Here is a 20,985-nt window from a genome sequence, read left to right as displayed (position 1 = left end):
TAAAAATAGAGATAGCGTAACTGTGTTCGAAAGAGGGGGTGTTCGGTGAGCATCGCAGAGCCACCGGTCTTCGAGCCAGGTTTCGAGCGCACCCCGCCGAACAACATCGAGGCCGAGCAGTCCGTCCTGGGTGGCATGCTGCTCTCCAAGGACGCCATCGCCGACGTGGTCGAGATCCTGCGATCCGATGACTTCTACCGGCCCGCCCACCAGATCATCTACGACATCATCACCGACCTCTACGGCCGGGGTGATCCCGCCGACGCCGTCACCATCTTCGATGAGCTGCAGAAGCGAGGCGAGGTCGCCCGGGTCGGTGGCGGAGCCTACCTGCACACGCTGACCGCCGTCGTGCCGACCGCGGCCAACGCCGGTTACTACGCGAGGATCGTCCGGGAGCAGGCCATCCTCCGCCGCCTGATCGAGGCGGGCACCCGCATCGTCTCCTACGGCTACGGTGGCCAGGACGAGGAGGTCGACGACCTCGTCGACCGCGCCCAGGCGGAGATCTACAAGGTCACCGAGCGCCGCACCTCCGAGGACTACATCCCCCTGGCCGACATCATGCCGGGTGCCCTCGACGAGTTGGAGGCCATCGGAGGCCGGGGTGGTCAGATGGTCGGTGTCCCCACTGGATTCCAGGACCTCGACTCGCTCACCAACGGCCTGCACCCCGGCCAGATGATCGTCGTGGCCGCCCGTCCGGCCATCGGTAAGTCGACTTTGGGGCTAGATTTCGCCAGATCTGCTGCTATCAAGCACGGCATGACGACTGTGGTGTTCTCGTTGGAAATGTCCCGTAACGAGATCACGATGCGCCTGCTGTCGGCCGAGGCGCGGGTGGCACTGCACGCCATGCGCTCAGGCACGATGACCGACGACGACTGGGCCAAGCTGGCCCGGCGGATGGGCGAGGTGGCCGAGGCGCCGCTGTTCATCGACGACTCGCCCAACATGTCGATGATGGAGATCAGGGCCAAGTGCCGCCGTCTCAAGCAACGCAACGACCTGCGGTTCGTCATCATCGACTACCTGCAGCTGATGTCCTCGCCGAAGAAGACCGAGAGCCGCCAGAACGAGGTCTCGGAGATCTCCCGGGCCATCAAGCTGCTCGCCAAGGAGCTGGAGGTCCCGGTGATCGCGATCTCCCAGCTCAACCGTGGCCCCGAGCAGCGAACCGACAAAAGGCCCATGGTCAGCGACCTTCGCGAATCCGGAAGCATCGAGCAAGATGCCGACATGGTCATCCTGCTCCACCGGGAGGACGCCTACGAGCGAGAGTCGCCCAGGGCCGGTGAGGCCGACCTGATCGTGGCCAAGCACCGTAACGGCCCCACCGCCACGGTCACCGTGGCCTTCCAGGGCCACTACAGCCGCTTCGTCGACATGGCCCCCCACTAGGCGGACCTGTAGGGTCCGCGTTTCGGTGGACAATTCCGTGTGATCATGGACAGTCGCTTACGCCGTTATCCCGGCACATCCGAGCCCGGCAGCCAGGCATAGCGCTACAGATGCATCTGATCACAATGCGATATAGCGGGCATCAACTCACGAACCGCCCTCTCAGGGACTCGGCCGAAGAACTGTTCAGGACCCTGCACGAAGCGATCGCCAGCCAGACCGCTCGCGTACACGTTCTGGACGACGGTCAGATCGAAATCTTCTGGGGCGATCGGAAGGGCGGCAGAAGGGTGTCCGACTCTCGCTCGTCCGTGGGATCCGGGAGAGCCGCCGTGCTGCCGCGCAGGTCGTCGGTGCCCGATCTTGGACGCCGGTGACGGCGAACCGGAGCAGCAGGGTGGCGGTCAGCCGCTGATGGGGCCGGCGATGCCGTAGAACATCCCCGCGGGGATGCTCAGGCTGAGCCCGTCGACGGCGAGTACGGACCCGAGCGTTGGGTGAGGTCTGTTACCTCGATGGCGGGAACGGGGAAATCGAGCACAGCTTTCTTTCCTGAACGTTCAGGGTCTTCGTCGCAAGCGCTGGAACGGTACGCACCGCGCCGAGGACGAATGCGGCAATTTTGGGTATGCGTCACCGCGCTGTCAAAACGGCACGTGTCGTGCCGATAGGATGGCGGTATGACCACCAGCCACCCCGATCGAGCCGCCGCCCGCACCACGACGATCATGAAGGCCACGCTTGCCCTGGCCCAGGAGTCCGGCTACGCCAAGCTCAGCATCGAGGCGGTCGCGGCCCGCGCCGGTGTCGGCAAGCACACGATCTACCGCCGCTGGCCCTCGAAAGGCCTGCTGTTCCTCGACTCGCTCCTGTCGCTGAACGAGCCCGCCCTCGACTACCCCGACACCGGCGATGTCATGGCCGACCTGCGCCGCCAGATCTACGCAGCGGTAGACCTGCTGGGTAATCCACCGTGGGGCCCGCTGTACCGGGCCCTGGTGGGCGAGGCCCAGCACGATCCCATGGTCGCCGCCGGTCTCAGTGAACGCTTCATCCGCCCGCAGGCGGACAAGACCATCATCCGTCTCAAGGCAGCCCAAAAGCAGGGGCAGGTCTCGCCCGACTTCGATCTCGACCTGGCTATGGCGATCCTGTCCGGGCCCCTGTACTTCAGACTCCTGATCACTCAGGAGCCCATGACTCACGACTACGTCGATCGCATACTCGAAGCCCTCTTCGCCGGGATGAGACCGAGGCTTTGAGACGGAAGCGGACTCTGGTAGCAAGCAGGCGCAGCCGCCGACCTGTCCACTCAGCAGGCCCACCTAAGGCGCTGCGACCGAGCCGCGCCCCCCAGACCCGTGCGTCCGCCGACGGCGAGTTCAGTCCGCAGCGGCGCTCGCGGGTGGCCCCTGTCCGGTGGCGGGCACGCCGTCCAGGGTTGACTCGCGGCACCTCCTTGTTGCGGCTGTCTCATGTACTTGACCCCCGAATCCCGGGGACCAGGGCTTCGATAGATCACTGATATGAGAGTTGGACCAATGACGAGCACGCGCAAGCTTGTGTACTACATCGCCTCCACCGTGGACGGCTTCATAGCCGGTCCCGACGGCGCCGACCCCACCGGTCCCGACGGTTTCTGGCCGATTGCCGACGACTACTCGCAGCACATCATCGCCGAATACCCGGAGACCTTGCCCGGCCCGGCCCGGCAGGCCCTGGGCGTCACCGCCCCGGGCACCCACTTCGACACCATCCTGGAAGGGCGGCACTCCTATGAGATCGGGCTCAAGGCAGGCTTCACCGACGCCTACCCGCATCTGCGCCACCTGGTGTTCTCCCGCACCCTGTCCGAGAGCCCGGACCCGGCCGTCCAGATCGTCTCCGGCAACCCCGTCAACGTCGTGCGTGAGCTGAAGAAACAGGACGGCAAGGACATCTGGCTGGTCGGCGGAGGCACACTGGCGGGCACCCTGTACTCGGAGATCGACCAGCTCATCGTGAAGCTGGCACCGCTGACCACCGGCATCGGCATCCCGCTGTTCGGCCGCGACGCCGCCTTCGACCCGCGCATCTGGCACCTCACCAACCACACAGTGCTGGGCAGTGGCGCACTTATCCTCACCTACACTCGCACGCCAGCCGGACAAGAGCCCGCCTGAACCGCGTCCCGTGCGTGGTCCGCTTCACCTTGCGGCTCGGGTCCACGACCACAGTCCAACCGCTGATCTGCGATGACGGCGGCCCGCCGCAGCCGCGCCTACGTCACCAGTGCCCGAGGCGCTGTATCTGGCGGTCGGGCAGACGGCATTCGTGGGGCTCGCGCTCTTCGTTGTGGCGCGGCTCGCGGACCTGGTCACTGATCTTCAGCGGACGCGGGCCGGGCTTGCGGCTGCCGAGGTCATCCGCGAGCGGTTGGCATTCGCCAGGCAGCTGAACGAGCGTGTGGGCGCCAGCTTGGCGGGGATCGTCGCAGGTGGCCAAGCAGTGCTGGCGGCCGGGCGGCCGGCGGAGGCGCGTGAGCGGCTGGCGGCGAGCCTGGACGCGGCGAGAGCTGCGTTGAGCGAGACGCGTTCCGTCGCCCACGGGCATCACAGGAACGTCGAGCCGGAGCCCAGGCCGGTGGCCGATGACCTGACCACCACCGGTGTGACCGTCCTGGGCGTCGCGACGATCTGCTTCATGATCGTGCCCAACGAGGTGCGGCGGATCGTGCGCATCGACGTGCCGGCACTCCACAGCGTGATCTTCTGGGTGGCGCCGGCGGCGTTCCTGCGTGCCTGCGTCCCCGGGCGGAAGGTAAGACGGCCTGTCCTGATGCTGGTGGCGCTGGCCAGCCGTGGCGCCCTTGTGGATCTTCGATTTAGCGCTGTGGCACCTGGTGTACTTCCTGCCGGGCGCCGGGCTCGTGCTGCTGTCCGGATGGCTGCGCTGGGTCGCGGTGTTCGTGCTGCCCGGCGGTGTGATGGGCCTGTGGGCCGTGCAGCTGGGTGATTCCACGGTGCTGAGCCCGGTGTATGAGCTGGTGTGGGTCGTCGAGCGCGCACTCATCGTGTACGGGCTGGTCAGCATGGGGACGCTGGTGGTGGCCCTCAAGGCGGGGTTCATGCTGGACGATGGCGGGAAGGCGGCTGGGCAGGCGCGGGCTCGCTCGCCGACAACAGGCGGAACGACGGTGACTCGTAGCCTAAGGACGGTGAGCAGGCCGGATCAGTAGCGGTACCGCGCCTGCCGCACGACGGCGCCGTCGACGAGGGTGTGCGGTGATATACGGCCTCGGGGAACAACGATCAGCGGTAATCCCGGGGCCGGAGTAGGGCAGGTGTGGCCTGGTGGCGGCCGCGCACCGATCGGCAGTGGCGGCAGATCGCGGCCCGGGGGTTGTCGGGCTCGGGAACGGGCACGCCACACCAGGTCGCGGCGCCGGACGTCGTGCGCTTCGCCGGACCGGCGCGAGTCGCGTGCGCTCGCGGGGCTGCGGATCCCCCGTGTGGGGGACCGGGTTCCCATCGCGGGGGGAGTCGTCCGGGCACGGCCGGGACGAGCATGGGAGTGCGAGATTCCACGCACTTCTCACCAAGAGGGCACCTTGTCATCCTCATCCTTCACCCCGGATGGCCGACCCGTCGGGGACCCGGCGACGCCGACGCGGCACCAGGCCGCCACCGCGCCCTCGTCCATCCCTGAGCCGCCCTCCGCCACCACCGCACCCGCCCCCACTGCCGAGGCATCGGCCATCGCCGGGTCACCGGGCACCGGTTCGGGATGGATCGGCTACGCCGCGGCGATCTGGGCCGCCGTCTACGGTGTCGTCGCGCTCATCTGGACCATCACCGGCAGCGGATTCCCGTTCGGGCGCAACGACCCGCAAGGCCGGGCGGGGCCACTGCGGGACCTGCCGCCCGAGGTCGGTGCGCCCCTCTTCGCGCTGGTCCTGCTCGCCACCGCGGTCGCCTGCCTCGCCATGGCCGGTCCGCACGCGGTACGGCCGTCGCGGGCGGGCCGGGCCCTTCCGCTCGGCTTCGGCTGGACCGTCGCCGCCGCCCTGCTGGTCCTCGTACCGACCGTGAACGTCCTCGCCCTCACCGGGTACGCGCCCATGCTCATCCTCGGCGCCCCCTTCGGCTGGCCGCGGGGGATCGACTACGGGACCGTGTTCACCTGGTCGCTGGGCAATCAGGTGTGGTGCATGCTGGGTGGATTCCTCGCCGCCTGCACCGTGCTCTCCTGGCAGCGCCGCGGCCGGGACGCTTGCGCCCGCTGCGGCCGCGGCCGCGACTTCTCGGGCGCCGACCGCTTGCGGATCGCCGCGTGGGGCCGCCGGGCCACCATCGTCGCCGTCGTCATCCCCCTGCTCTACTCCGTGAGCCGCTACGCCTGGCTGGCGGGCGTACCGCTCGGCATCAGCGACGAGATGCTGCGCGACCTGTGGGACAGTGGCGCTGTGTGGGCCGGCGCCGGTCTCGGGACGTTCGCGGTCGCCGGCGCGATTCTCACCCTCGGGCTCATCCAGCGCTGGGGCGAGGTCTTCCCTCGCTGGATGATCGGCCTGGCCGGCCGCCGCGTCCCGATCAGGCTCGCGGTGATCCCGGCGGCGTACGTGGTCCCCATCGTGATCTCCGGGGGCCTCGGGATGATCTTCTCCCCCGAGAGCGGGCATCTCACGGGCTACAGCCCGGTCCTGGCCGCCACGCACGCGCTGTGGCCGCTGTGGGGTGTCGCGCTCGCGGTCGCCACCTACGGGTACCAGGTGCGGCGGCGCGGCGTCTGCGGCACCTGCGGAAGGCAGGGCTGAGCGGGCCATGCCGACCATGCGGTCCATCCCCGCCTGACGCCGGGTCGGCCGCCCCCGTCCTGCTCCTGGGCACCCCACGGGGCCGGGTGCCCAGGAGCACTCCCGGAAGCACGGAGCGGCAGGCACGTCCCGAACGGCCGGCCGTCCCGGGACAGCGGGCAGGTTCCGGAGGGCGGGAAGGTCCGGAGTGACGGTCAGCCGACCGGGCTGACGAAACCGGACTCGTAGGCGGCGATCACGGCCTGGGTCCGGTCGCGGGCTCCGAGCTTGGCAAGCACGTTGCCGACGTGGGTCTTGACCGTCTCGGCCCCCACCACCAGCCGCGCGGCGATCTCGGCGTTGGACAGGCCGGTGGCCATCAGGCGCAGGACCTCCTCCTCGCGCTCGGTCAGGCGGGCACGGCGGAGCCGGTCGGCGGCCGACCCGTCGATCCCGCCGAGGCCGTACGCGCCGGCCAGGCGCCGGATCGCCGCCGGGAACACCAGGGACTCCCCGCGTGCCACCACCCGTACCGCCTCCACGACCTCCGGCGGCCGGGTGCGCTTGAGGATGAACCCGGCGGCGCCCGCGCGCAGCGCCTCGTACACGTGGTCGTCGTTCTCGAAGGTCGTGATCACCAGCACGCGTGGCGGCTCGCTCGACGCGCCGAGCAGCCGGCGCGTCGCCTCGATGCCGTCGATCGCGGGCATCCGCACGTCCATGAGGAGCACGTCGGGCCGGGTGCGGGCCACCATCGCCATCACCTCGGCACCGTCGGCGGCCTCCCCGACGACCTCCAGATCGGACTGCGCGTCGATGATCACCCGGAGCCCCACCCGGATCAGTTCCTCGTCGTCGACGATCGCCACCCGAATCGTCACGGCCCCTCCCTCTCCGCAAGCAGTGACCATACCCGGACCGCCGTCACGATACGCGCGCCCGTACCGGAACCCTCGTCACGAGCTCGTCTCCCCCGCTGGGGGCGTCACGATGCCTCTCCCTCCAGTGCCGGCAGTCGAACCGAGACGCGCCAGTGGGCGCCGTCGGGGCCTGCCGTCATCGTGCCGCCGAGCAGCGTGACGCGTTCGCGTATGCCCTCCAGCCCGCGTCCGCCCTCGCGCCGTGGATGGGAGGCGGCTACGGGATTGGACACCTCAATCGTCAGCGTAGGCCCGGTCACGGCGACGCGCAGCGCGACCGGAACCGGTCCCGCGTGCCGGAGCACGTTCGTCAGGCTCTCCTGGATGATGCGGTATCCCTCCCGGGACACCAGGGCGGGCAGGTCGTCCACCGAGCCCTCGATCTCGGTGTCCACCTCGACGCCGGTTCCGCGCGAATGCGCCACCAGCCTGTCCAGGTCACCCAGCCCGTGCGGCGCCCCGCCGACCCGCGCACCAGCTCGCTCGTTGGCCCCCCGAGCGGCTCGCTGCCGGCCCAGTTCGTCGGCCCGCTCGTCTTCGCGCAGCATGCCGAGCACCCGGTCGAGGTCTTCCGTCGCGGCTCGCCCGGTCTCCTCGATCGCCTGGAGCGCGCCGCGGGCGAACTCCAGGTCGGTGTCCAGGAGGTGCAGCGTGGCGGACGCCTGCAGCATCGTCACGGTCAGCGCGTGCCCGATGGAGTCGTGCAGCTCGCGGGCCAGCCGGTTGCGTTCGGCGAGGCGGGCCGCCCGCGCCTCCAGCGCCGCGATGCGTTCGGCCGGCGAGGGTCCGAGCAGCACCGGCGCCATGACGGCCGCCAGCGCCCCGAGCCCCGCCACGGCGTACAGGACCCCGGCGAGCGTGGCCACGCCGAGCAGCGACAGCCACCCGGTGTCGTGCTCGTCCAGCGGCCCGATTCGCAGCCCGTCCAGCGCGCCTCCCGTGATGCCGAACCACTGGACGACGAACGTCACACCCATCACCAGGGGAATGAGGATCAGCAGCGCGACGACCCCGCCCGCGACCAGGTGAACGGCGAACCACAGGGCCGCCCGCAGGCGGGTCTCCCACGCCTCCCGTCCGGACTCCGCCGTCCCGGTCGGATCCGGAAGCTCGACGCCGAGCAGGGCACGCGCGGCCGTGATCTCCAGTGCCCTCGTCCCACGCAGGAACGGCGGCACCACGCCGATCACGACCGCGAGGGCGAGCACGAGCAGCAGCAGCCCGTAAGGCGCGTCCGGCACGGTGAACATCTGCGCGAACAGGACCGCCACCAGGATGTACGGCAGCAGCAGCACCCCGCCGAGCAGCAGGTGGACCCCCTGCCGATAGGTCGCCCCGCTCACCAGCGGCCTCACAACGGCGCCAACCCTCACGCCCGCCATTCTCCCGCAGCCCTCCACGCCCCAGGCGACCAAGGGTAAGACAGTCAAGTTCGGGAGTCTCACAGATGAGAGCGGGTGAGCGGCACCGTGGCCGCCGGCGCTGCTACAGGGTGCTGGTCAAGACCGGTGTCACCCGGTACGGCGGCATGGTCAAGGCCGGGAGCCGCGGCCGTATGGCGTTCGGGATGCTGCTGCCCCGACGGGGGATTCCTACTCGATCGGGTGATGTGGCATGGTCTCGGGATCGCCAAGGATGGGGACCACGCGGCCTACGGGCTTTGAGCGGGAGGGAGCCATCACATGAACCAGCAGCGGTCGGAACTCGTGCGTGAGGAGTGGCGTGAATTCTTCGACACCATGACGCGCAACTACGAGGGCGCCGAGGTGACGATCGAAGTGATGAGCAAGGACTTCGGGGACCTGCTGGGGGCCGAGAAGCTACCGCTGGCCTACCTGGAGTACGACCCCAAGGACGATCAGTTCTCGATCGGAGTGGGCGGCCGTGGCGGGCGCTATCCGGTGGTGCTGCGCCATGCCGTCGACCACCCGCAGAGGATCCTGACCGACACCCTGCAGCAGGGCACGGTGCGAGCGTTCGACGTCTTCGACGCCGAGGGGGGGCAGACGATCGTGACCCTCTACCTGACCTCGATCTCCTCAGCGTAGCCACGAACTCCCCGCGCCCGGGAGACGACCGCCCGCTTTCGGAGAACCACTCGGGGCGGCGCCAGGAAACCCGTCACCGGCAACAAACGGGAGAAAGTGCAGGTCGGCGGCTTGTGTCGAGGAACTGCGACGGGCACGTCCGGATCCGGCACGGTGCGGAGGAGATCGCCGTCAAGCCGTGAAAAGGCCTCACCCCGTCGCCCGGCCCCATGTCCGAGGCAAGGACGGTACCGAGTCCGCAGGAGCCGGCCGTGTCGATGCCCTACTCCAGCGCGGCATCGAAGCGGTCGGCCAGCACGAGAAACGCGTCGTCCCAGCCGCTGGAGCTCGCGACCTCCTGGATCTGCCCGGTCGGTGCGAACAGTGTCACGAGCCCGGGCGGGAGCCGGCCGTCCGCGCCGATCCGGGCGATCGCGGCGTCGATCTCCGCCAGAGCCGCGTCCGTGTTCTCCCAGGAGGACCAGGCGAAGTCGTTGTCGGGCTGGGCGAGGAGCACGCGCACCTCGCCGAGCACTCGCAGGAGATCCGGGTGCGGCGTCATGGCCACTATCCAACTACCTCCACGAACTCGCCGGTACAGGAGGAAAGGGCAGCGAACGCATCGTTGTGACATCCCTTTCGGAAAGAGGCCGACACGCCGTCTTGGCGACCTCGGCCCGGTGCCCATGACCGGACCGTCACGGGGATCAGGGGATCAGGACGATCTTTCCGGTGGTGCGGCGGGTCGACAGGAGCTCGTGCGCCTTGGCCACCTCGGTCAGCGGCAGCGCCTGGTCCACGTGGACCCTGAGCCGGCCCGACTCCGCCAGGGCCACCAGCCGCGACAGGTCGGCCGCCGAGGGACGCACGTTCACCACCGCGAGCCGCACCCCCAGCTCGGCCGCGCGTTCCCCGGTGATGCCCAGGTTGCCCCCGACCGCGCCGACGAGCACGCCGCCGGGCTTGAGCACGGCGGCGGAACGCTCTCCGTAATCGCCACCCACCAGGTCGAACACCACGTCCACCGGCTCGGTCTCGGTGACGAAGTCGGCGACGGTGTGGTCGATCAGCGTGTCCGCGCCGAGCTCGCGCAGGAGGTCGTGCTTGGCGGTCCGAGCGGTACCGGTGACGTGCGCTCCCCGAGACGCGGCGATCTGGACGGCGAGATGGCCGACCCCTCCGGCGGCGGCGTGGACGAGCACCCGCTCCCCCTCGCCGAGGCGGGCGATGCCGACCAGTGCCTGCCAGGCGGTCAGGCCGGCCAGCGGGAGTCCGCCCGCCTCCTCCACGGACAGGGTGGCCGGTCTGTGGACGATCTCGTTGGGCGAGGCGAGCACGTAGTCGGCGTAGGCGTTGCCGGCACCGGGGAAGGCGAGCAGGCCAAGCACCTCGTCACCGGGGGCGAACGCGGACACGCCGGGTCCGGTGGACTCGACGGTGCCCGCGACGTCCCAGCCGAGAACGAAGGGCGGCGAGCCGAGCAGCGGGTAGGCGCCGGAGCGGACGGCCCCATCGACCGGATTGACCCCGGCGGCCCCGACCCTGATCAGGACCTGCCCGTGATCCGGTTCAGGCCGGTCGACCTGGGCGGTGCCGAGTACGGACGGGTCACCGAAGGCGGACTGGGTGATGGCACGCATCGTGATCTCCTCTGCGGGGAAGTTCGTCGAGATCAATCGTCCGCGATGCCGGTATCTCTTGGTAAGAAGGCACCTTTGAGATATATAGGTACCTTGTGGAAACTATTTCTGGCCTGCGAGAACGTGGAGCCGTCGACGCTTACCTCCGGGAGTGCGGCTCGCGGAAGGTGCTGGAGGCGATTGCCAACAAGTGGACCTGTCTGCTGGTGGACGCCCTGCGGGACGGCCCGGTCCGGTTTGGTGTGCTGCGCCGCAGGCTCGACGGGATCACCCAGAAGAGCCTCACCCAGTCGTTGCGGAACATGGAACGCGACGGGATGGTGATCCGCACGGTCTACCCGACGATCCCGCCCCGGGTGGAGTACGAACTCAGCGCGCTGGGCCACAGCGTGGTCACGCTGATGGAGGGCATCAAGAGCTGGTCCGAGGAGCACATGCCCGAGATCATGGCCGCCCGCGACGCCTACGACCTCCGCACGGGTGAGGAACCCAGGCCCGTACGGGCGGAACTGAGCGGTAACAGGGGGGCCGCCAAGTAGGCGTCCGCGGTCGCGGCCGTGTCCCGGGTGACCGGGGCAAGCGCCGCGGAGAGCGGTGCGGTGGCCATGGCGATGCCGGCCCCCTCCTGGAACTCGGGCCGAGGCGAGGTCAGAGGACCGGGCGGACGTGGGTGACGAGGCGGCCGTCGTCGAAGACGTGGATGGCGATCTGCGGCGGCAGGTCATAGTCGACCGGGACCGGGATGTCGAGTTCCTGGTTGAGCAGCAGCGTCGAGACGACGCCGGGAGCGACCGAGAGCGGCAGGCCGGCGAAGGTGGTGCTCGCCGCGGTGTGGGCGTGGCCGACGATGACGGCCGCCACCTGCGGGTACCGCCGCACGATCTCCTCCAGCCGCTCCGGGTTCCGTAGCCGGATCGCGTCCACGTACGGGATGCCCAGCGACACCGGCGGGTGGTGCATACCGATGATGGCCGGGGTGTCCGGGCTCTCGGCGAGCACGTCCCGCAGCCAGGCGGTCGTCTCGTCCTCCAGGAAGCCCTCCGGCCGGCCGGGAACGCTGGAGTCGCACAACGCGACGGTGAGCCCGTCGAGCCGGAGAACCTGGTTGACCGGCCCGTCGCCGTCCTCGTCGAGCATGACCTTGCGGAACGCCGAACGGGCATCGTGGTTGCCTGGACAGATGATCGTCGGATGGCGTGTGGTCAGCAGCTCGCGCGCGATCTCGTACTCCTGGATCAGGCCGTTGTCGGCGATGTCGCCGGTCACCACGACCGCGTCCAGCGGGCCGGAAAGGTTCTCCAGGTGCCGCATGACGGATCGGGTCCTGTCGATGCTGCGGGGGGAACCGTCGATGTGGACGTCACTTACGTGCGCCAGGATCAGCATCACTCAAGAGTGACATGTCAGCCTCCCGCCGCCCAGTACGTCGAACTCTTCCCGGGAAAGAAGGCGGAAACAAGCCGTGGCCCGTCCCTGCCCCACGCGAGGGACGGGCCACAGCGGATCGTCATCACACCCTGTCCGCTACTCCCACCGGAACAGTCGGGTGGCCAGTCCACCCGTGACCAGCAGGGTCACCGCCACCACCACCAGGTGCAGCGGCTGTGGCGCGTGCCCCGCCCACGTGTCGCGGAGCGCCGTGGCGAACGGCGCCATCGGCAGGAAGTCGCCGATCTGCCGCACCAGGTCCGGCATGAACTCCCTGGGAACCCACATCCCGGACATGAACAGCAGCGGGAACATCAGCAGCGAGCCGATGCCCGGCGCGGACTTCGCGCTGGGCGCCAAGGCGGAGATCAGCAGCCCCAGGCCGAACATCGAGGCCGTGCCGAGCACGAACACCCCGGCGAAGGCCAGGAGGTTCCTGGGCGGGGTCAGGCCGAGAACGAGGCCACCGAGGCCGATCAGGAGGACGGTGGCGATGATCGCCACCGCGAGGTTGTTCACGACCTGGGCGACCAGCAACCGGACCGGGTTGACCGGGGTGGTGGACATCCGGCGCAGCACGCCGCTCTCCCGGTAGCTCACCAGCACCGCCGGCAGGGTGGTCAGTGCCATCGTCACCACGGCCAGGATCACCATCATGGTGGGAAAGTGAGTGTCGATGATCCGCTCCCCGCCCATCTCGGGAGGGGTCTCCTGAAGTCCGGCGGTGCTGCCCAGCCCGAGCAGGAGCACGAGGGGGAGCAGTATCGCGAAGATCGGGCCGGCGGGGTCCCGCAGGAAGAGCTTGAGCTCGGTCAGGATCATCTTGTTCATCAGGAAAGCTTCTTTCCGGTGAGGCCCAGGAAGGCGTCGTCGAGATTGGCCTGCTCCACGCGCAGGTCGGCGGGTACGACATGGGCGGCGGACAGGGCGGTCGTGATCGCGAGCAGCAGGTCACCGGTACCGGTGACCGTGATCTGCCCGCCGCTCCGCCTCATCTCGGTGACCTCGGGCAGTGCCTTGAGCACCGAGTCGTCGAACGGCTGGGAGGGCCGGAACCTGACGGTCTGCTGCCCGCCGACCTTGGCGATCAGGCCCGACGGGCTGTCCAGCGCGACCAGCCGGCCGGAGTCGATCAGCGCGAGCCGGTCGCAGAGCCGCTCGGCCTCCTCCATGAAGTGGGTGACCAGCAGGATCGTCACACCGTCATCGCGCACCCGCTCGATGAGCTCCCAGGTGTCCCTGCGGGCCTGCGGGTCCAGGCCCGTGGTCAGCTCGTCCAGGATCGCCACGCGCGGGTTGCCGACCAGGGCCAGTGCGATCGAGAGCCGCTGTTGCTGGCCGCCGGAGAGCTTCCCGTAGGGAGTGTCGTGCTTGTCGGCGAGCCCGACCCGTTCCAGCAGCTCGACCCAGTCCGCGGGGGTCCGGTAGAAGGACGCGTACAGGTCGAGCGCCTCCCACACTTTGAGCTTTCCCGGCAGCGTGGAACTCTGCAGCTGGACGCCCAGCTGTTCCCTGAGCTCGGTGCCGGTGAGGCCGCCGAGCACGCTGACGGTCCCGGAGTCGGGGACGCGCAGGCCGGCGACGCACTCCACGGTGGTCGTCTTGCCGGCACCGTTGGGGCCGAGAACGCCGAAGATCTCGCCCTCTTCGACGGTGAACGAGACGTCGTCCACCACCAGTTGGTCTCGGTACTGCTTGCGGAGGTTGCTGACCTCGATGACCTTCATGCCAACCGACGCTAGGAGTCGCACCGCGCGGGGAGAATCCACCTGGACCCCAGGTGGGGGGCGGGCCAGGCACCCGGCAGGGGTGTGGCTACCTCCACTCCCGGACGGCGTCCGCCACCACTGGGCACATCCGGAGACATCATCGAGACTTGACACATGAAGACGTACGCGGTGGCGGTCGGCAAGGCACTGGCCCTGGGGGCGATGGCACTGGTGGACATCGCCCTGGTGGCACTGACCCTGTTCGCGTTCCTGCTGACGTTCGGGTTGGGGATGATCTTTGTGTTCCCTCCGACGGCCTGGCTGATCAGGTACCGTACGGCGTTCGCCAGGAGGTTGACCGGCACCTGGCTCGGGACCACGGTGCCGGTTCCCTACCTGCCGCCGCCGCTGCCGGCGCGACCCCAGCCCGACGGGTGGTACCGCCACGAGCGCCAGCTCTACAAGACGCCACGCTGGCCCGACTGGAACAACCGCTGGAAGTGGATGTTCGGCGACCCGGCCACCTGGCGGGACGGGCTCTGGCTGTTCCTCAACCCGGTGGTCGCGGCCGCTCTGTTGCTGCTCCCCCTCACCCTGGCCACAGGCGCAGTCCTGGCGTCGCGGTCCGCGGTGCCGGCGGTCGTGCCCCCGCTCCTGGGGGGCGCCGCCGCGGTCGCGCTGATCGCGCTGCCCCACCTGCTGCGGGGGTACGCCTGGTGGAACCACCTGTTGCTCTCCCCCACGGCCAAGTCCGTGCTCGCGGGGCGGGTCCAGCGGCTCGACCAGGCGCGCCTGGCGACGGTCGACTCCCAGGCGTCCGAGCTGCGGCGGATCGAGCGCGACCTGCATGACGGTGCGCAGGCGAGGCTTGTCGCGATGGGCATGACGCTGGGCGCGGTCGAGGAACTGATGGACAAGGACCCGGCGGCCGCCAAGGCCCTGCTCGGCAAGGTCAGGGAGGCCTCCTCCACGGCGCTCGTCGAGCTGCGTGACCTGGTCAGGGGCATCCATCCACCGGTCCTGGCCGAGCGCGGCCTCGGTGACGCGGTGCGCGCCCTGGCGCTGGACAGTCCACTGAAGGTCACGGTCACCGTGGACCTGGACGCCCGCCCGGACTCGCCCGTCGAGTCTGCCGCCTACTTCTCGATCAGCGAGCTCCTCACCAACGCGGCCCGCCACGGTGGCGCCGAGCGGGTGTCGATCGACATCAGCAGCCATGACCACGCGCTGCGCGTCGTGGTCACCGACGACGGCGCGGGAGGCGCCGACCCGTCGCTGGGCAGTGGCCTGCGAGGCATCGAGCGCAGGCTGGCGGCCTTCGACGGGGTGCTCGCGGTCAGCAGTCCGCGCGGTGGCCCGACGACCGCCACGTTCGACCTGCCCAACGCGCTCGCCGAGAAGCGCCGGGACAGCACGCCGCTACCTCGGGGGAAGGCCGTCATCGTCGGGATCTGCTGGGGGCTCGGCTGGCTACCGCTCTTCCCGCAGGGGCTGGTGACGATGGTCATGAAGATCATCGACACCGAGCACCTCAGCTGGTTCCTCGCGCTCTACCTGCCCGAGCCCCTGCAGTGGCCGCTGATCGTCTTCAACATCGCCCTGGGCCTCTCCATGTACGCCGCGGGCATGATCATCCCCGCCATGCACTCCAGCCGGCGCCGGCTGGCGGAGGTCGTGCCGGCCCGCCTATGGTTGGGTCGATGAGCCTTAGAGTCGTCATCGCCGAGGACCTCTACCTTCTGCGGGACGGCCTGGTCCACCTGCTCCAGGCGCACGACTTCGAGGTCGTGGCGGCGGTGGAATCCGGGCCCGAGCTGATGAAGGCGCTGATCGAGCTCCGGCCCGACGTGGCGGTGGTCGACGTGCGCCTCCCGCCCACGTTCACCGACGAGGGGCTCCAGGCGGCGCTGGCAGCGCGCAGGGCCGTCCCCGGCCTGCCGGTGCTCGTCCTGTCCCAGCACGTCGAGCAGCTGTACGCGCGCGAACTGCTGGCCGACGGCTCGGGGGCGGTCGGTTACCTCCTCAAGGACCGGGTCTTCAACGCCGAACAGTTCGTCGACGCGGTCCGCCGGGTCGCCGCGGGAGGCACCGCGATGGACCCGGAGGTGATCGCCAAGCTGCTGGCCAGCACCGTCCGTCACCAGCCGCTCGGCGCGCTGACCCCGCGCGAGCGCGAGGTGCTGGAGCTGATGGCCGAGGGCCGCTCCAACGCGGCCATCTCCCAGCGCCTGTTCCTCAGCGAGAGCGCGGTGGGCAAGCACACGGCCAGTATCTTCGCCAAGCTTGACCTTGTCCCCTCCGATGACGACAACCGCCGCGTGCTCGCCGTCCTGACCTATCTCAACGCGGCCCGGGGCTGACTTTCCCAGGCCCGGACCTTGTTCTGTCGGTCCTAGCGGATAACGTGCTGAAGGACGGTTTCCGCACGTGGCGGTGCTGTTCAGGACGAAGGGATGATCAGGTGAAGTTCCGGGTTAACCGTGATGTCCTGGCCGACGCGGTGGCCTGGGTGGCCCGGGTGCTGCCGAACCGACCGGCCATCCCCGTGCTCTCCGGGCTGCTTCTGGAGGCCGACGGGGACGATCTCGTGCTGTCGGTCTTCGACTACGACGTCTCCGCCCGCGTCTCGATCGAGGCTGTCGTGGCGGAGCCCGGCAGGGCACTGATTCCGGGCCGGATTCTCGCGGAGATCACCCGCAGCCTGCCCGGCGACGTGGTGGAGGTCGCCAGCAGCGGTTCCGAGGCGGTTCTGACCTGCGGCAGCGCGGAGTTCGGCCTGTTGACCATGCCGGTTGAGGATTTCCCCTCCCTCCCCGAGATGCCCCCCAAGATCGGCGCCGTGGGCGGCGGGATCTTCGCGACCGCGGTCGGCCAGGTGGCTCCCGCGGCCAGCCGCGACGAGACCCTCCCCATGCTGACCGGCATCCGGGTCGACATCTCCGGCGACGACGTGACCCTGGCCGCCACCGATCGCTACCGCATCGCGGCCAGGGAGTTCGGCTGGCGCCCCGAGCGGCCGGGCACCGCGGCCGCCGCCATGGTGCCCGCGCGAGTGCTCGTCGAGGTGGCCAGATCGTTGCGCGGAGGCGAGGTCTCCGTGGCGCTGGGTGAGGGCATCGCCGGTTTCGAGAGCGTGGGCAGGGCCACCACCGTCCGCCTGCTCGACGAGCAGTTCATCGACTACCGCGCGCGGCTGACCGACGACTGGTCGATCCGGGCCGACCTGCGGGTGGCCCCGTTCGTCGACGCGATCAAGCGGGTCGCGCTGGTCGCCGAGCGCAACACCCCGATCCGGCTCTCCTTCGGCCAGGGGCAGGTTCTCATCCAGGCGGGTGGCGGTGACATCGGCCGCGGCACCGAGGTCGTCGACGCCGAGTTGTCCGGTGACGACATTCAGATCGCCTTCCAGTCCCACTTCCTGCTCGACGGCCTGAACGGTGTCGAGACCGAGTTCGTCCGGCTCAACATGGAGTCGCCGAGCCGCCCGGCCCTCATCACCGAGGTTCCCGGCGATGCCGACCCCGCCTTCCGCTACCTGGTGATGTCCCTGCGCCTGACCTGAACGCCTCCATGCCCGGCGCGCCGGGGGATCTGGGCACCTGCCGGGACGTTTCCCACGCCGGCCGTCTCGCTGTCCAGGGGTCCTCTCACAGTGCGGCCCCGCACTGTGAGAGGTCATGGGAAGGAGGGGTCAGGCGGAGAGTTCCTGTTCCTCGGTCAGGGCGATCAGGATGTGCTCCATGCACGCGTGTCCCGCGTGTTCGGCGGCGGCGGCGTCACCGGCCGCGATGGCGCGGGCGATGGCGTCGTGCGGGATGTAGGTGGTGTTCAGGGTGCTGCTCAGCGAGGTGCCCGCGGCGGTGATGCTGGCGCGCAGCGCCGCTGAGAAGTCCTCGTAAAGCTCGATCAGCACCAGGTTGTGGGTGGCACGGACCACCGCGATGTGGAAGGCCAGGTCGGCTTCGACGAACGCGTTGGGTTCGCCCAGTTCCCAGGCGTTGTCCCGCTCGGTCAGCGCCGCCTCGATCGCGGCGATGTCGGCATCGGTGCGTCTGGTCGCGGCGAGCCTGGCGGCCTCCACCTCCAGCGCACGCCGCACCTCCAGGATCTCAAGCTGTTCGGCGGAGCGTAGCCGCCGCAGCATGGCCCCGGAGAGCTCGCTCGTGGCGCGAACGTACGTCCCGTCACCCTGGCGACACTCCAGCAGGCCGGCGTGTGTGAGCGCCCGCACCGCCTCGCGCACGGTGTTGCGACCTACCCCGAGTTGTTCGGCGAGTACGGTCTCGGTAGGAATCTTCGCGTGCATCTGCCAGGAGTTAGAAGTGATCTGCTCCTTGAGTTGATCGATCACTTGGTCGACGAGGGATGCTCGCTGCGCCGTACGCAGACTCACCGTCCGCCTCCTCCGGAGAAACCAATCATCCTATGAATCAATGACTGGTAGACCCTAGTTATTCCAGAGGTGCGAAAACAAATCTGGAACTCCCTTAGCGAAACCGGTCTTACCGGACCAGAGCCGAGTCGACGGTCACGCCCACCAGCGCGTCGCGCACCCCAGCGGTTTCGAGAGCCCTACGATACGCGCTGGCCTGGTCATCACGCGCACCGACCTGGCCGTACAGGTCTCCGAGGTCACGCCAGACCCGCGCGGTCCCCCGGTCAGGGCCGGAGAGCTCGTACCGGACGCCGTTCAGCAGCCGCTTGGCGGTGTCCAGGGCGGTCGTGACGTCGCTCCGGCCGTGGGCCAGCGCGGTCCGGGCGAGAACCAGCTGCGCGGTCGCCCCGATGGCACCCGCCTGGCCGCCCGGCATGTCGAGGGCGGTTCCGGCCAGATCCGCCGCGCCCTGAGCGTCGCCGGTCGCCAGCCGGACCTGGGCGAGCACGACGATGCTCCTGATGTACTCGTGGATGCGCTCGGGGAACGCCGCGAAGACCTTGCCGGCGCTGGTCGCGAGCTTGTGGGCCTCGTCGAGTGACTCGCCGTCCGTGGAGGCGGCGAGACGTGCCCAGTCCATCGCGATGAGGGCGAGCTGCGACGCCATCCGCGCCGGGCGCCCGGTCGCGATCGCGTCGTCGGCGAGGCGGACGGCCAGTGCCGAGTCCTCTCTGCCGGAGGCTGCGACACTCGCTCGCCAGAGGGCGTGGATCTCCGCGGTGCGGTTGACCGCGGTGGGGACGCCATTGGTCGACAGGACGTGCCGGACGTAGGACATGCCCTGCGAGCCGGGCCCGCGGGGGGTTTCGGTCTCCATCAGGGAGGCGGCCAGTTCGACGGCGATCTCGCCCTGCGACAGGGGGAGCCGGTTGACCTCGCTGAGCGCGTGGGCGGCCAGGTCGCGCGAGCGAGGGGTGTCTCCGGCACGCTGGTAGCAGCGGCTCAGCGCCACCGTCAGCGGCAGGTCGGCCAGGCGCTCGGGGTGGGCGGCCGCCTCACGGCGGAGTCGCTCGAACGCCTCCAACGCCGGACCGACCCTGCCCTGGGCCTCCAGTGCGCGTGCGCGGCCGAGTCGCGCGTGCGCGGCCAGCATCGCGTTCTCCTCGCCGGCGACCTTGACGATCTCACCGAAACGGTCCGCCGCGACGGACGGGTCGCCGTGGAGAAGCTCCAACTCCGCGTGGCGCAGGCCAAGCTCGGTGTCGATGCGCTGGCGCGGCTCGATCCCGTGCAGCAGGAACTCGGTGGTGCACCCCAGTCGCTCGGCCAGCAGACGGGCGACCACGGGGGTCGGCGTCCGCTTGCCGGACTCGATGAGGGAGACGTAGCTGTCGGAAAGGTCGGGCCCTGCCAGCTGGGCCTGGGACATGCGCCTACTCAGTCGCAGTCCGCGGACGCGGTCACCGATGGTTCCCTGACTCGGCATCTGATCTCTCAGGGCGGGGGATGGTCAATGTTCCCGCCATGATTGCATGAAGCAGTCGAATCGGGTAACCCCGCGTGAAAAATCCTCACCGGGGAGTGTGGGCAGCCACTATGTCATTGCTGTCAATATGGACATAAGGCGCTAATCATCCGAATCATTGCCCCCTGGGAAGAGCATCTGGCAGACCTCCAGGTAGAGGGTCTCCGGGTATGGAATGTAATTGACCCTCGACAGAGCCTGGTCCTGACCGGCCGACTCCAGAACGAACTCGCCGTAGCCCAGCATGCGGCCGAGGATCGAGCGCTGGAAACTCATGTCGGTCACTTTGCCGAGCGGCATCATGTCGACCTTGCGGGTGATCAAGCCGGTGGTGAGCAGCATGCGCTTGGAGGTGACGACGAAGTAGTCGACCGACCACTCCGCGACCTTCCAGACGAAGCGGATCAACAACAGCAGCCAGGCCCACCAGACGATGACGAGTACGCCACCGCCGCCCTGGTCGCCGAACCACTTGCTCAGCAGTCCGGCGAGGATCAGGCCGCCGAAAACCTCGGCGACCGCGCGAAGCAGCACGGCCGGGTGGCGCCGCACCATGATGACCTGGTGTTCGTGGGGGAGTAGGTAGCGGTTGACCGACGAGGGGGCGGAGTCCCCGTGGGTCACTAGCCTCATGACAGATGTGAGACGAATTGGGCCAGAGAATCGGCCGCCGTGTAAACCGTGTCCATGGCACCCCTTACGGCGTTGGCTGCGTCACCTGGTCGGGTGAACAGGAAAAACGCCACAAAACCGACAGCGCTATACGATAGGACTTTCTTGACCTGCACGTTGGCCTCCCACTACCACTCACCCACTGCACCCGCCATATACATTACCCAGGGCCATGCCGCGGTAAAGCGCATCGGCTCATTCGGTCTCGTACGCGTCGCGAGGATCCTGCGCGAGGGCCCCGTGGGGCACACCTCCCGGACATCCGCGCCCCTCATGACCCGTCACCCGCGTTCGCTCGCGACCAGTGCGAGGACCTCGAGGTGCTTGCGGGCGATCCGCTCGACCAGCGTCGGATGGGCGTGGCCGACAACCTCCAGCGCTCCGTAGTGAGCCGCCTCTATGCAGCGGGTCACCGTGGTCGCCGGATGGACCTCGGAGAACTCGTCCCTGAGCGCGGCGCTGAAGTCCGCGTAAGGGTCGGGTTCGGTGTCCGGGATGATTCGCTCGCTCATGG

Annotated in this window: 22 protein-coding genes; 10 read left to right on the top strand and 12 right to left on the bottom strand. The window is 69.2% G+C overall.

What is annotated here, in order from left to right:
- Positions 1-45: 45 nt before the first annotated feature.
- The 3 genes from dnaB (at position 46) to ACWD3H_RS02030 (ending at position 3,563) form a co-directional block, all read left to right on the top strand.
- Positions 46-1,401: a replicative DNA helicase gene (gene dnaB / locus ACWD3H_RS02040; RefSeq protein WP_030919742.1), complete on the top strand. Its 1,356-nt coding sequence runs from the start codon at positions 46-48 to the stop codon at positions 1,399-1,401.
- Positions 1,402-2,081: 680 nt separating this feature from the next.
- Positions 2,082-2,663 carry a TetR/AcrR family transcriptional regulator gene (locus ACWD3H_RS02035; RefSeq protein ID WP_451953716.1) on the top strand — a complete coding sequence of 194 codons (582 nt, stop codon included), beginning with the start codon at positions 2,082-2,084 and terminating at the stop codon, positions 2,661-2,663.
- Positions 2,664-2,942: 279 nt separating this feature from the next.
- The gene (locus tag ACWD3H_RS02030; protein ID WP_451953715.1) at positions 2,943-3,563 is read left to right on the top strand and encodes a dihydrofolate reductase family protein; all 621 of its coding nucleotides are present in this window, start codon (positions 2,943-2,945) and stop codon (positions 3,561-3,563) included.
- 429 nt (positions 3,564-3,992) lie between these two features.
- Here ACWD3H_RS02030 and ACWD3H_RS02025 read toward each other — a convergent pair whose 3' ends face one another.
- Positions 3,993-4,121 carry a hypothetical protein gene (locus ACWD3H_RS02025; RefSeq protein ID WP_451953714.1) on the bottom strand — a complete coding sequence of 43 codons (129 nt, stop codon included), beginning with the start codon at positions 4,119-4,121 and terminating at the stop codon, positions 3,993-3,995.
- Positions 4,122-4,240: 119 nt separating this feature from the next.
- Here ACWD3H_RS02025 and ACWD3H_RS02020 point away from each other — a divergent pair, with 119 nt between their 5' ends.
- Both ACWD3H_RS02020 and ACWD3H_RS02015 read left to right on the top strand, forming a co-directional pair.
- Complete coding sequence (locus ACWD3H_RS02020; protein ID WP_451953713.1) at positions 4,241-4,618, top strand: hypothetical protein; 378 nt, start codon at positions 4,241-4,243, stop codon at positions 4,616-4,618.
- 372 nt (positions 4,619-4,990) lie between these two features.
- Positions 4,991-6,196 (top strand): hypothetical protein, encoded by a 1,206-nt coding sequence (locus ACWD3H_RS02015; RefSeq protein WP_451953712.1) that lies wholly within the window; start codon positions 4,991-4,993, stop codon positions 6,194-6,196.
- A 194-nt stretch (positions 6,197-6,390) separates the two neighbouring features.
- On the opposite strand, the gene ACWD3H_RS02010 is transcribed toward ACWD3H_RS02015, so the two are convergent.
- Entirely contained in the window at positions 6,391-7,056 is a 666-nt protein-coding gene (locus ACWD3H_RS02010) for a response regulator transcription factor (protein WP_355547697.1), read from the bottom strand.
- Positions 7,057-7,160: 104 nt separating this feature from the next.
- Complete coding sequence (locus ACWD3H_RS02005) at positions 7,161-8,468, bottom strand: sensor histidine kinase (protein WP_451953711.1); 1,308 nt, start codon at positions 8,466-8,468, stop codon at positions 7,161-7,163.
- A gap of 309 nt (positions 8,469-8,777) precedes the next feature.
- Here ACWD3H_RS02005 and ACWD3H_RS02000 point away from each other — a divergent pair, with 309 nt between their 5' ends.
- Positions 8,778-9,143, top strand: coding sequence for a DUF5335 family protein (locus ACWD3H_RS02000; RefSeq protein ID WP_451953710.1), 366 nt, complete (start codon positions 8,778-8,780; stop codon positions 9,141-9,143).
- Between the two features lie 262 nt (positions 9,144-9,405).
- Here the strand turns inward: ACWD3H_RS02000 and ACWD3H_RS01995 are convergent, their stop codons facing one another.
- Together ACWD3H_RS01995 and ACWD3H_RS01990 are read right to left on the bottom strand one after the other, a co-directional pair.
- A complete protein-coding gene (locus ACWD3H_RS01995) occupies positions 9,406-9,684 on the bottom strand; it encodes a hypothetical protein (RefSeq protein WP_451953709.1) in 279 nt (92 codons plus the stop codon).
- Between the two features lie 145 nt (positions 9,685-9,829).
- Complete coding sequence (locus ACWD3H_RS01990) at positions 9,830-10,762, bottom strand: NADP-dependent oxidoreductase (RefSeq protein ID WP_355547685.1); 933 nt, start codon at positions 10,760-10,762, stop codon at positions 9,830-9,832.
- 95 nt (positions 10,763-10,857) lie between these two features.
- Here ACWD3H_RS01990 and ACWD3H_RS01985 point away from each other — a divergent pair, with 95 nt between their 5' ends.
- Positions 10,858-11,301 carry a winged helix-turn-helix transcriptional regulator gene (locus ACWD3H_RS01985; protein ID WP_355547682.1) on the top strand — a complete coding sequence of 148 codons (444 nt, stop codon included), beginning with the start codon at positions 10,858-10,860 and terminating at the stop codon, positions 11,299-11,301.
- Between the two features lie 109 nt (positions 11,302-11,410).
- Here the strand turns inward: ACWD3H_RS01985 and ACWD3H_RS01980 are convergent, their stop codons facing one another.
- The 3 genes from ACWD3H_RS01980 to ACWD3H_RS01970 all read right to left on the bottom strand — a co-directional run bounded on the left by ACWD3H_RS01980 (position 11,411) and on the right by ACWD3H_RS01970 (position 13,917).
- On the bottom strand, positions 11,411-12,148 hold the full coding sequence (locus ACWD3H_RS01980) for a phosphodiesterase (RefSeq protein WP_451953708.1): 738 nt from the start codon (positions 12,146-12,148) through the stop codon (positions 11,411-11,413).
- Between the two features lie 138 nt (positions 12,149-12,286).
- A complete protein-coding gene (locus ACWD3H_RS01975; RefSeq protein WP_451953707.1) occupies positions 12,287-13,021 on the bottom strand; it encodes an ABC transporter permease in 735 nt (244 codons plus the stop codon).
- Positions 13,021-13,917, bottom strand: coding sequence for an ABC transporter ATP-binding protein (locus ACWD3H_RS01970; protein ID WP_350913639.1), 897 nt, complete (start codon positions 13,915-13,917; stop codon positions 13,021-13,023). The genes ACWD3H_RS01975 and ACWD3H_RS01970 overlap by 1 nt, the downstream gene beginning before the upstream one ends.
- A 156-nt stretch (positions 13,918-14,073) precedes the next feature.
- On the opposite strand from ACWD3H_RS01970, the gene ACWD3H_RS01965 reads away from it, so the two are divergent.
- The 3 genes from ACWD3H_RS01965 to dnaN all read left to right on the top strand — a co-directional run bounded on the left by ACWD3H_RS01965 (position 14,074) and on the right by dnaN (position 17,461).
- The gene (locus ACWD3H_RS01965; RefSeq protein ID WP_451953706.1) at positions 14,074-15,603 is read left to right on the top strand and encodes a sensor histidine kinase; all 1,530 of its coding nucleotides are present in this window, start codon (positions 14,074-14,076) and stop codon (positions 15,601-15,603) included.
- Positions 15,600-16,259, top strand: a complete 660-nt coding sequence (locus ACWD3H_RS01960; RefSeq protein ID WP_451953705.1) for a response regulator — start codon at positions 15,600-15,602, stop codon at positions 16,257-16,259. The genes ACWD3H_RS01965 and ACWD3H_RS01960 overlap by 4 nt, the downstream gene beginning before the upstream one ends.
- Positions 16,260-16,360: 101 nt before the next feature.
- Complete coding sequence (gene dnaN, locus ACWD3H_RS01955) at positions 16,361-17,461, top strand: DNA polymerase III subunit beta (protein WP_355632353.1); 1,101 nt, start codon at positions 16,361-16,363, stop codon at positions 17,459-17,461.
- Positions 17,462-17,590: 129 nt separating this feature from the next.
- Here dnaN and ACWD3H_RS01950 read toward each other — a convergent pair whose 3' ends face one another.
- The 4 genes from ACWD3H_RS01950 to ACWD3H_RS01935 all read right to left on the bottom strand — a co-directional run bounded on the left by ACWD3H_RS01950 (position 17,591) and on the right by ACWD3H_RS01935 (position 20,983).
- Complete coding sequence (locus ACWD3H_RS01950; protein ID WP_355627102.1) at positions 17,591-18,292, bottom strand: FadR/GntR family transcriptional regulator; 702 nt, start codon at positions 18,290-18,292, stop codon at positions 17,591-17,593.
- Positions 18,293-18,401: 109 nt separating this feature from the next.
- A complete protein-coding gene (locus tag ACWD3H_RS01945) occupies positions 18,402-19,760 on the bottom strand; it encodes a helix-turn-helix domain-containing protein (RefSeq protein WP_451953704.1) in 1,359 nt (452 codons plus the stop codon).
- Positions 19,761-19,901: 141 nt separating this feature from the next.
- A complete protein-coding gene (locus ACWD3H_RS01940; protein ID WP_030919774.1) occupies positions 19,902-20,432 on the bottom strand; it encodes a PH domain-containing protein in 531 nt (176 codons plus the stop codon).
- Between the two features lie 320 nt (positions 20,433-20,752).
- Positions 20,753-20,983 carry a hypothetical protein gene (locus tag ACWD3H_RS01935; protein WP_030919778.1) on the bottom strand — a complete coding sequence of 77 codons (231 nt, stop codon included), beginning with the start codon at positions 20,981-20,983 and terminating at the stop codon, positions 20,753-20,755.
- Positions 20,984-20,985: the final 2 nt, after the last annotated feature.

This window comes from Streptosporangium sp. NPDC002607 (assembly GCF_053592655.1).
Note: the sequence above shows the minus strand (reverse complement) of the source record. Positions and strands in the feature narration are given on the sequence as shown.

Bases quoted from the DNA above. Each gene is read 5' to 3' on its own strand.
- ACWD3H_RS02035 (WP_451953716.1), top strand. From the start codon at position 2,082: ATGACCACCAGCCACCCCGATCGAGCCGCCGCCCGCACCACGACGATC.
- ACWD3H_RS02030 (WP_451953715.1), top strand. From the start codon at position 2,943: ATGACGAGCACGCGCAAGCTTGTGTACTACATCGCCTCCACCGTGGAC.
- ACWD3H_RS02025 (WP_451953714.1), bottom strand. From the start codon at position 4,121: ATGCGCACGATCCGCCGCACCTCGTTGGGCACGATCATGAAGCAGATC.
- ACWD3H_RS02000 (WP_451953710.1), top strand. From the start codon at position 8,778: ATGAACCAGCAGCGGTCGGAACTCGTGCGTGAGGAGTGGCGTGAATTC.
- ACWD3H_RS01995 (WP_451953709.1), bottom strand. From the start codon at position 9,684: ATGACGCCGCACCCGGATCTCCTGCGAGTGCTCGGCGAGGTGCGCGTG.
- ACWD3H_RS01990 (WP_355547685.1), bottom strand. From the start codon at position 10,762: ATGCGTGCCATCACCCAGTCCGCCTTCGGTGACCCGTCCGTACTCGGC.
- ACWD3H_RS01980 (WP_451953708.1), bottom strand. From the start codon at position 12,148: ATGCTGATCCTGGCGCACGTAAGTGACGTCCACATCGACGGTTCCCCC.
- ACWD3H_RS01975 (WP_451953707.1), bottom strand. From the start codon at position 13,021: ATGAACAAGATGATCCTGACCGAGCTCAAGCTCTTCCTGCGGGACCCC.
- ACWD3H_RS01970 (WP_350913639.1), bottom strand. From the start codon at position 13,917: ATGAAGGTCATCGAGGTCAGCAACCTCCGCAAGCAGTACCGAGACCAA.
- ACWD3H_RS01965 (WP_451953706.1), top strand. From the start codon at position 14,074: ATGAAGACGTACGCGGTGGCGGTCGGCAAGGCACTGGCCCTGGGGGCG.
- ACWD3H_RS01960 (WP_451953705.1), top strand. From the start codon at position 15,600: ATGAGCCTTAGAGTCGTCATCGCCGAGGACCTCTACCTTCTGCGGGAC.
- ACWD3H_RS01945 (WP_451953704.1), bottom strand. From the start codon at position 19,760: ATGCCGAGTCAGGGAACCATCGGTGACCGCGTCCGCGGACTGCGACTG.
- ACWD3H_RS01940 (WP_030919774.1), bottom strand. From the start codon at position 20,432: ATGAGGCTAGTGACCCACGGGGACTCCGCCCCCTCGTCGGTCAACCGC.
- ACWD3H_RS01935 (WP_030919778.1), bottom strand. From the start codon at position 20,983: ATGAGCGAGCGAATCATCCCGGACACCGAACCCGACCCTTACGCGGAC.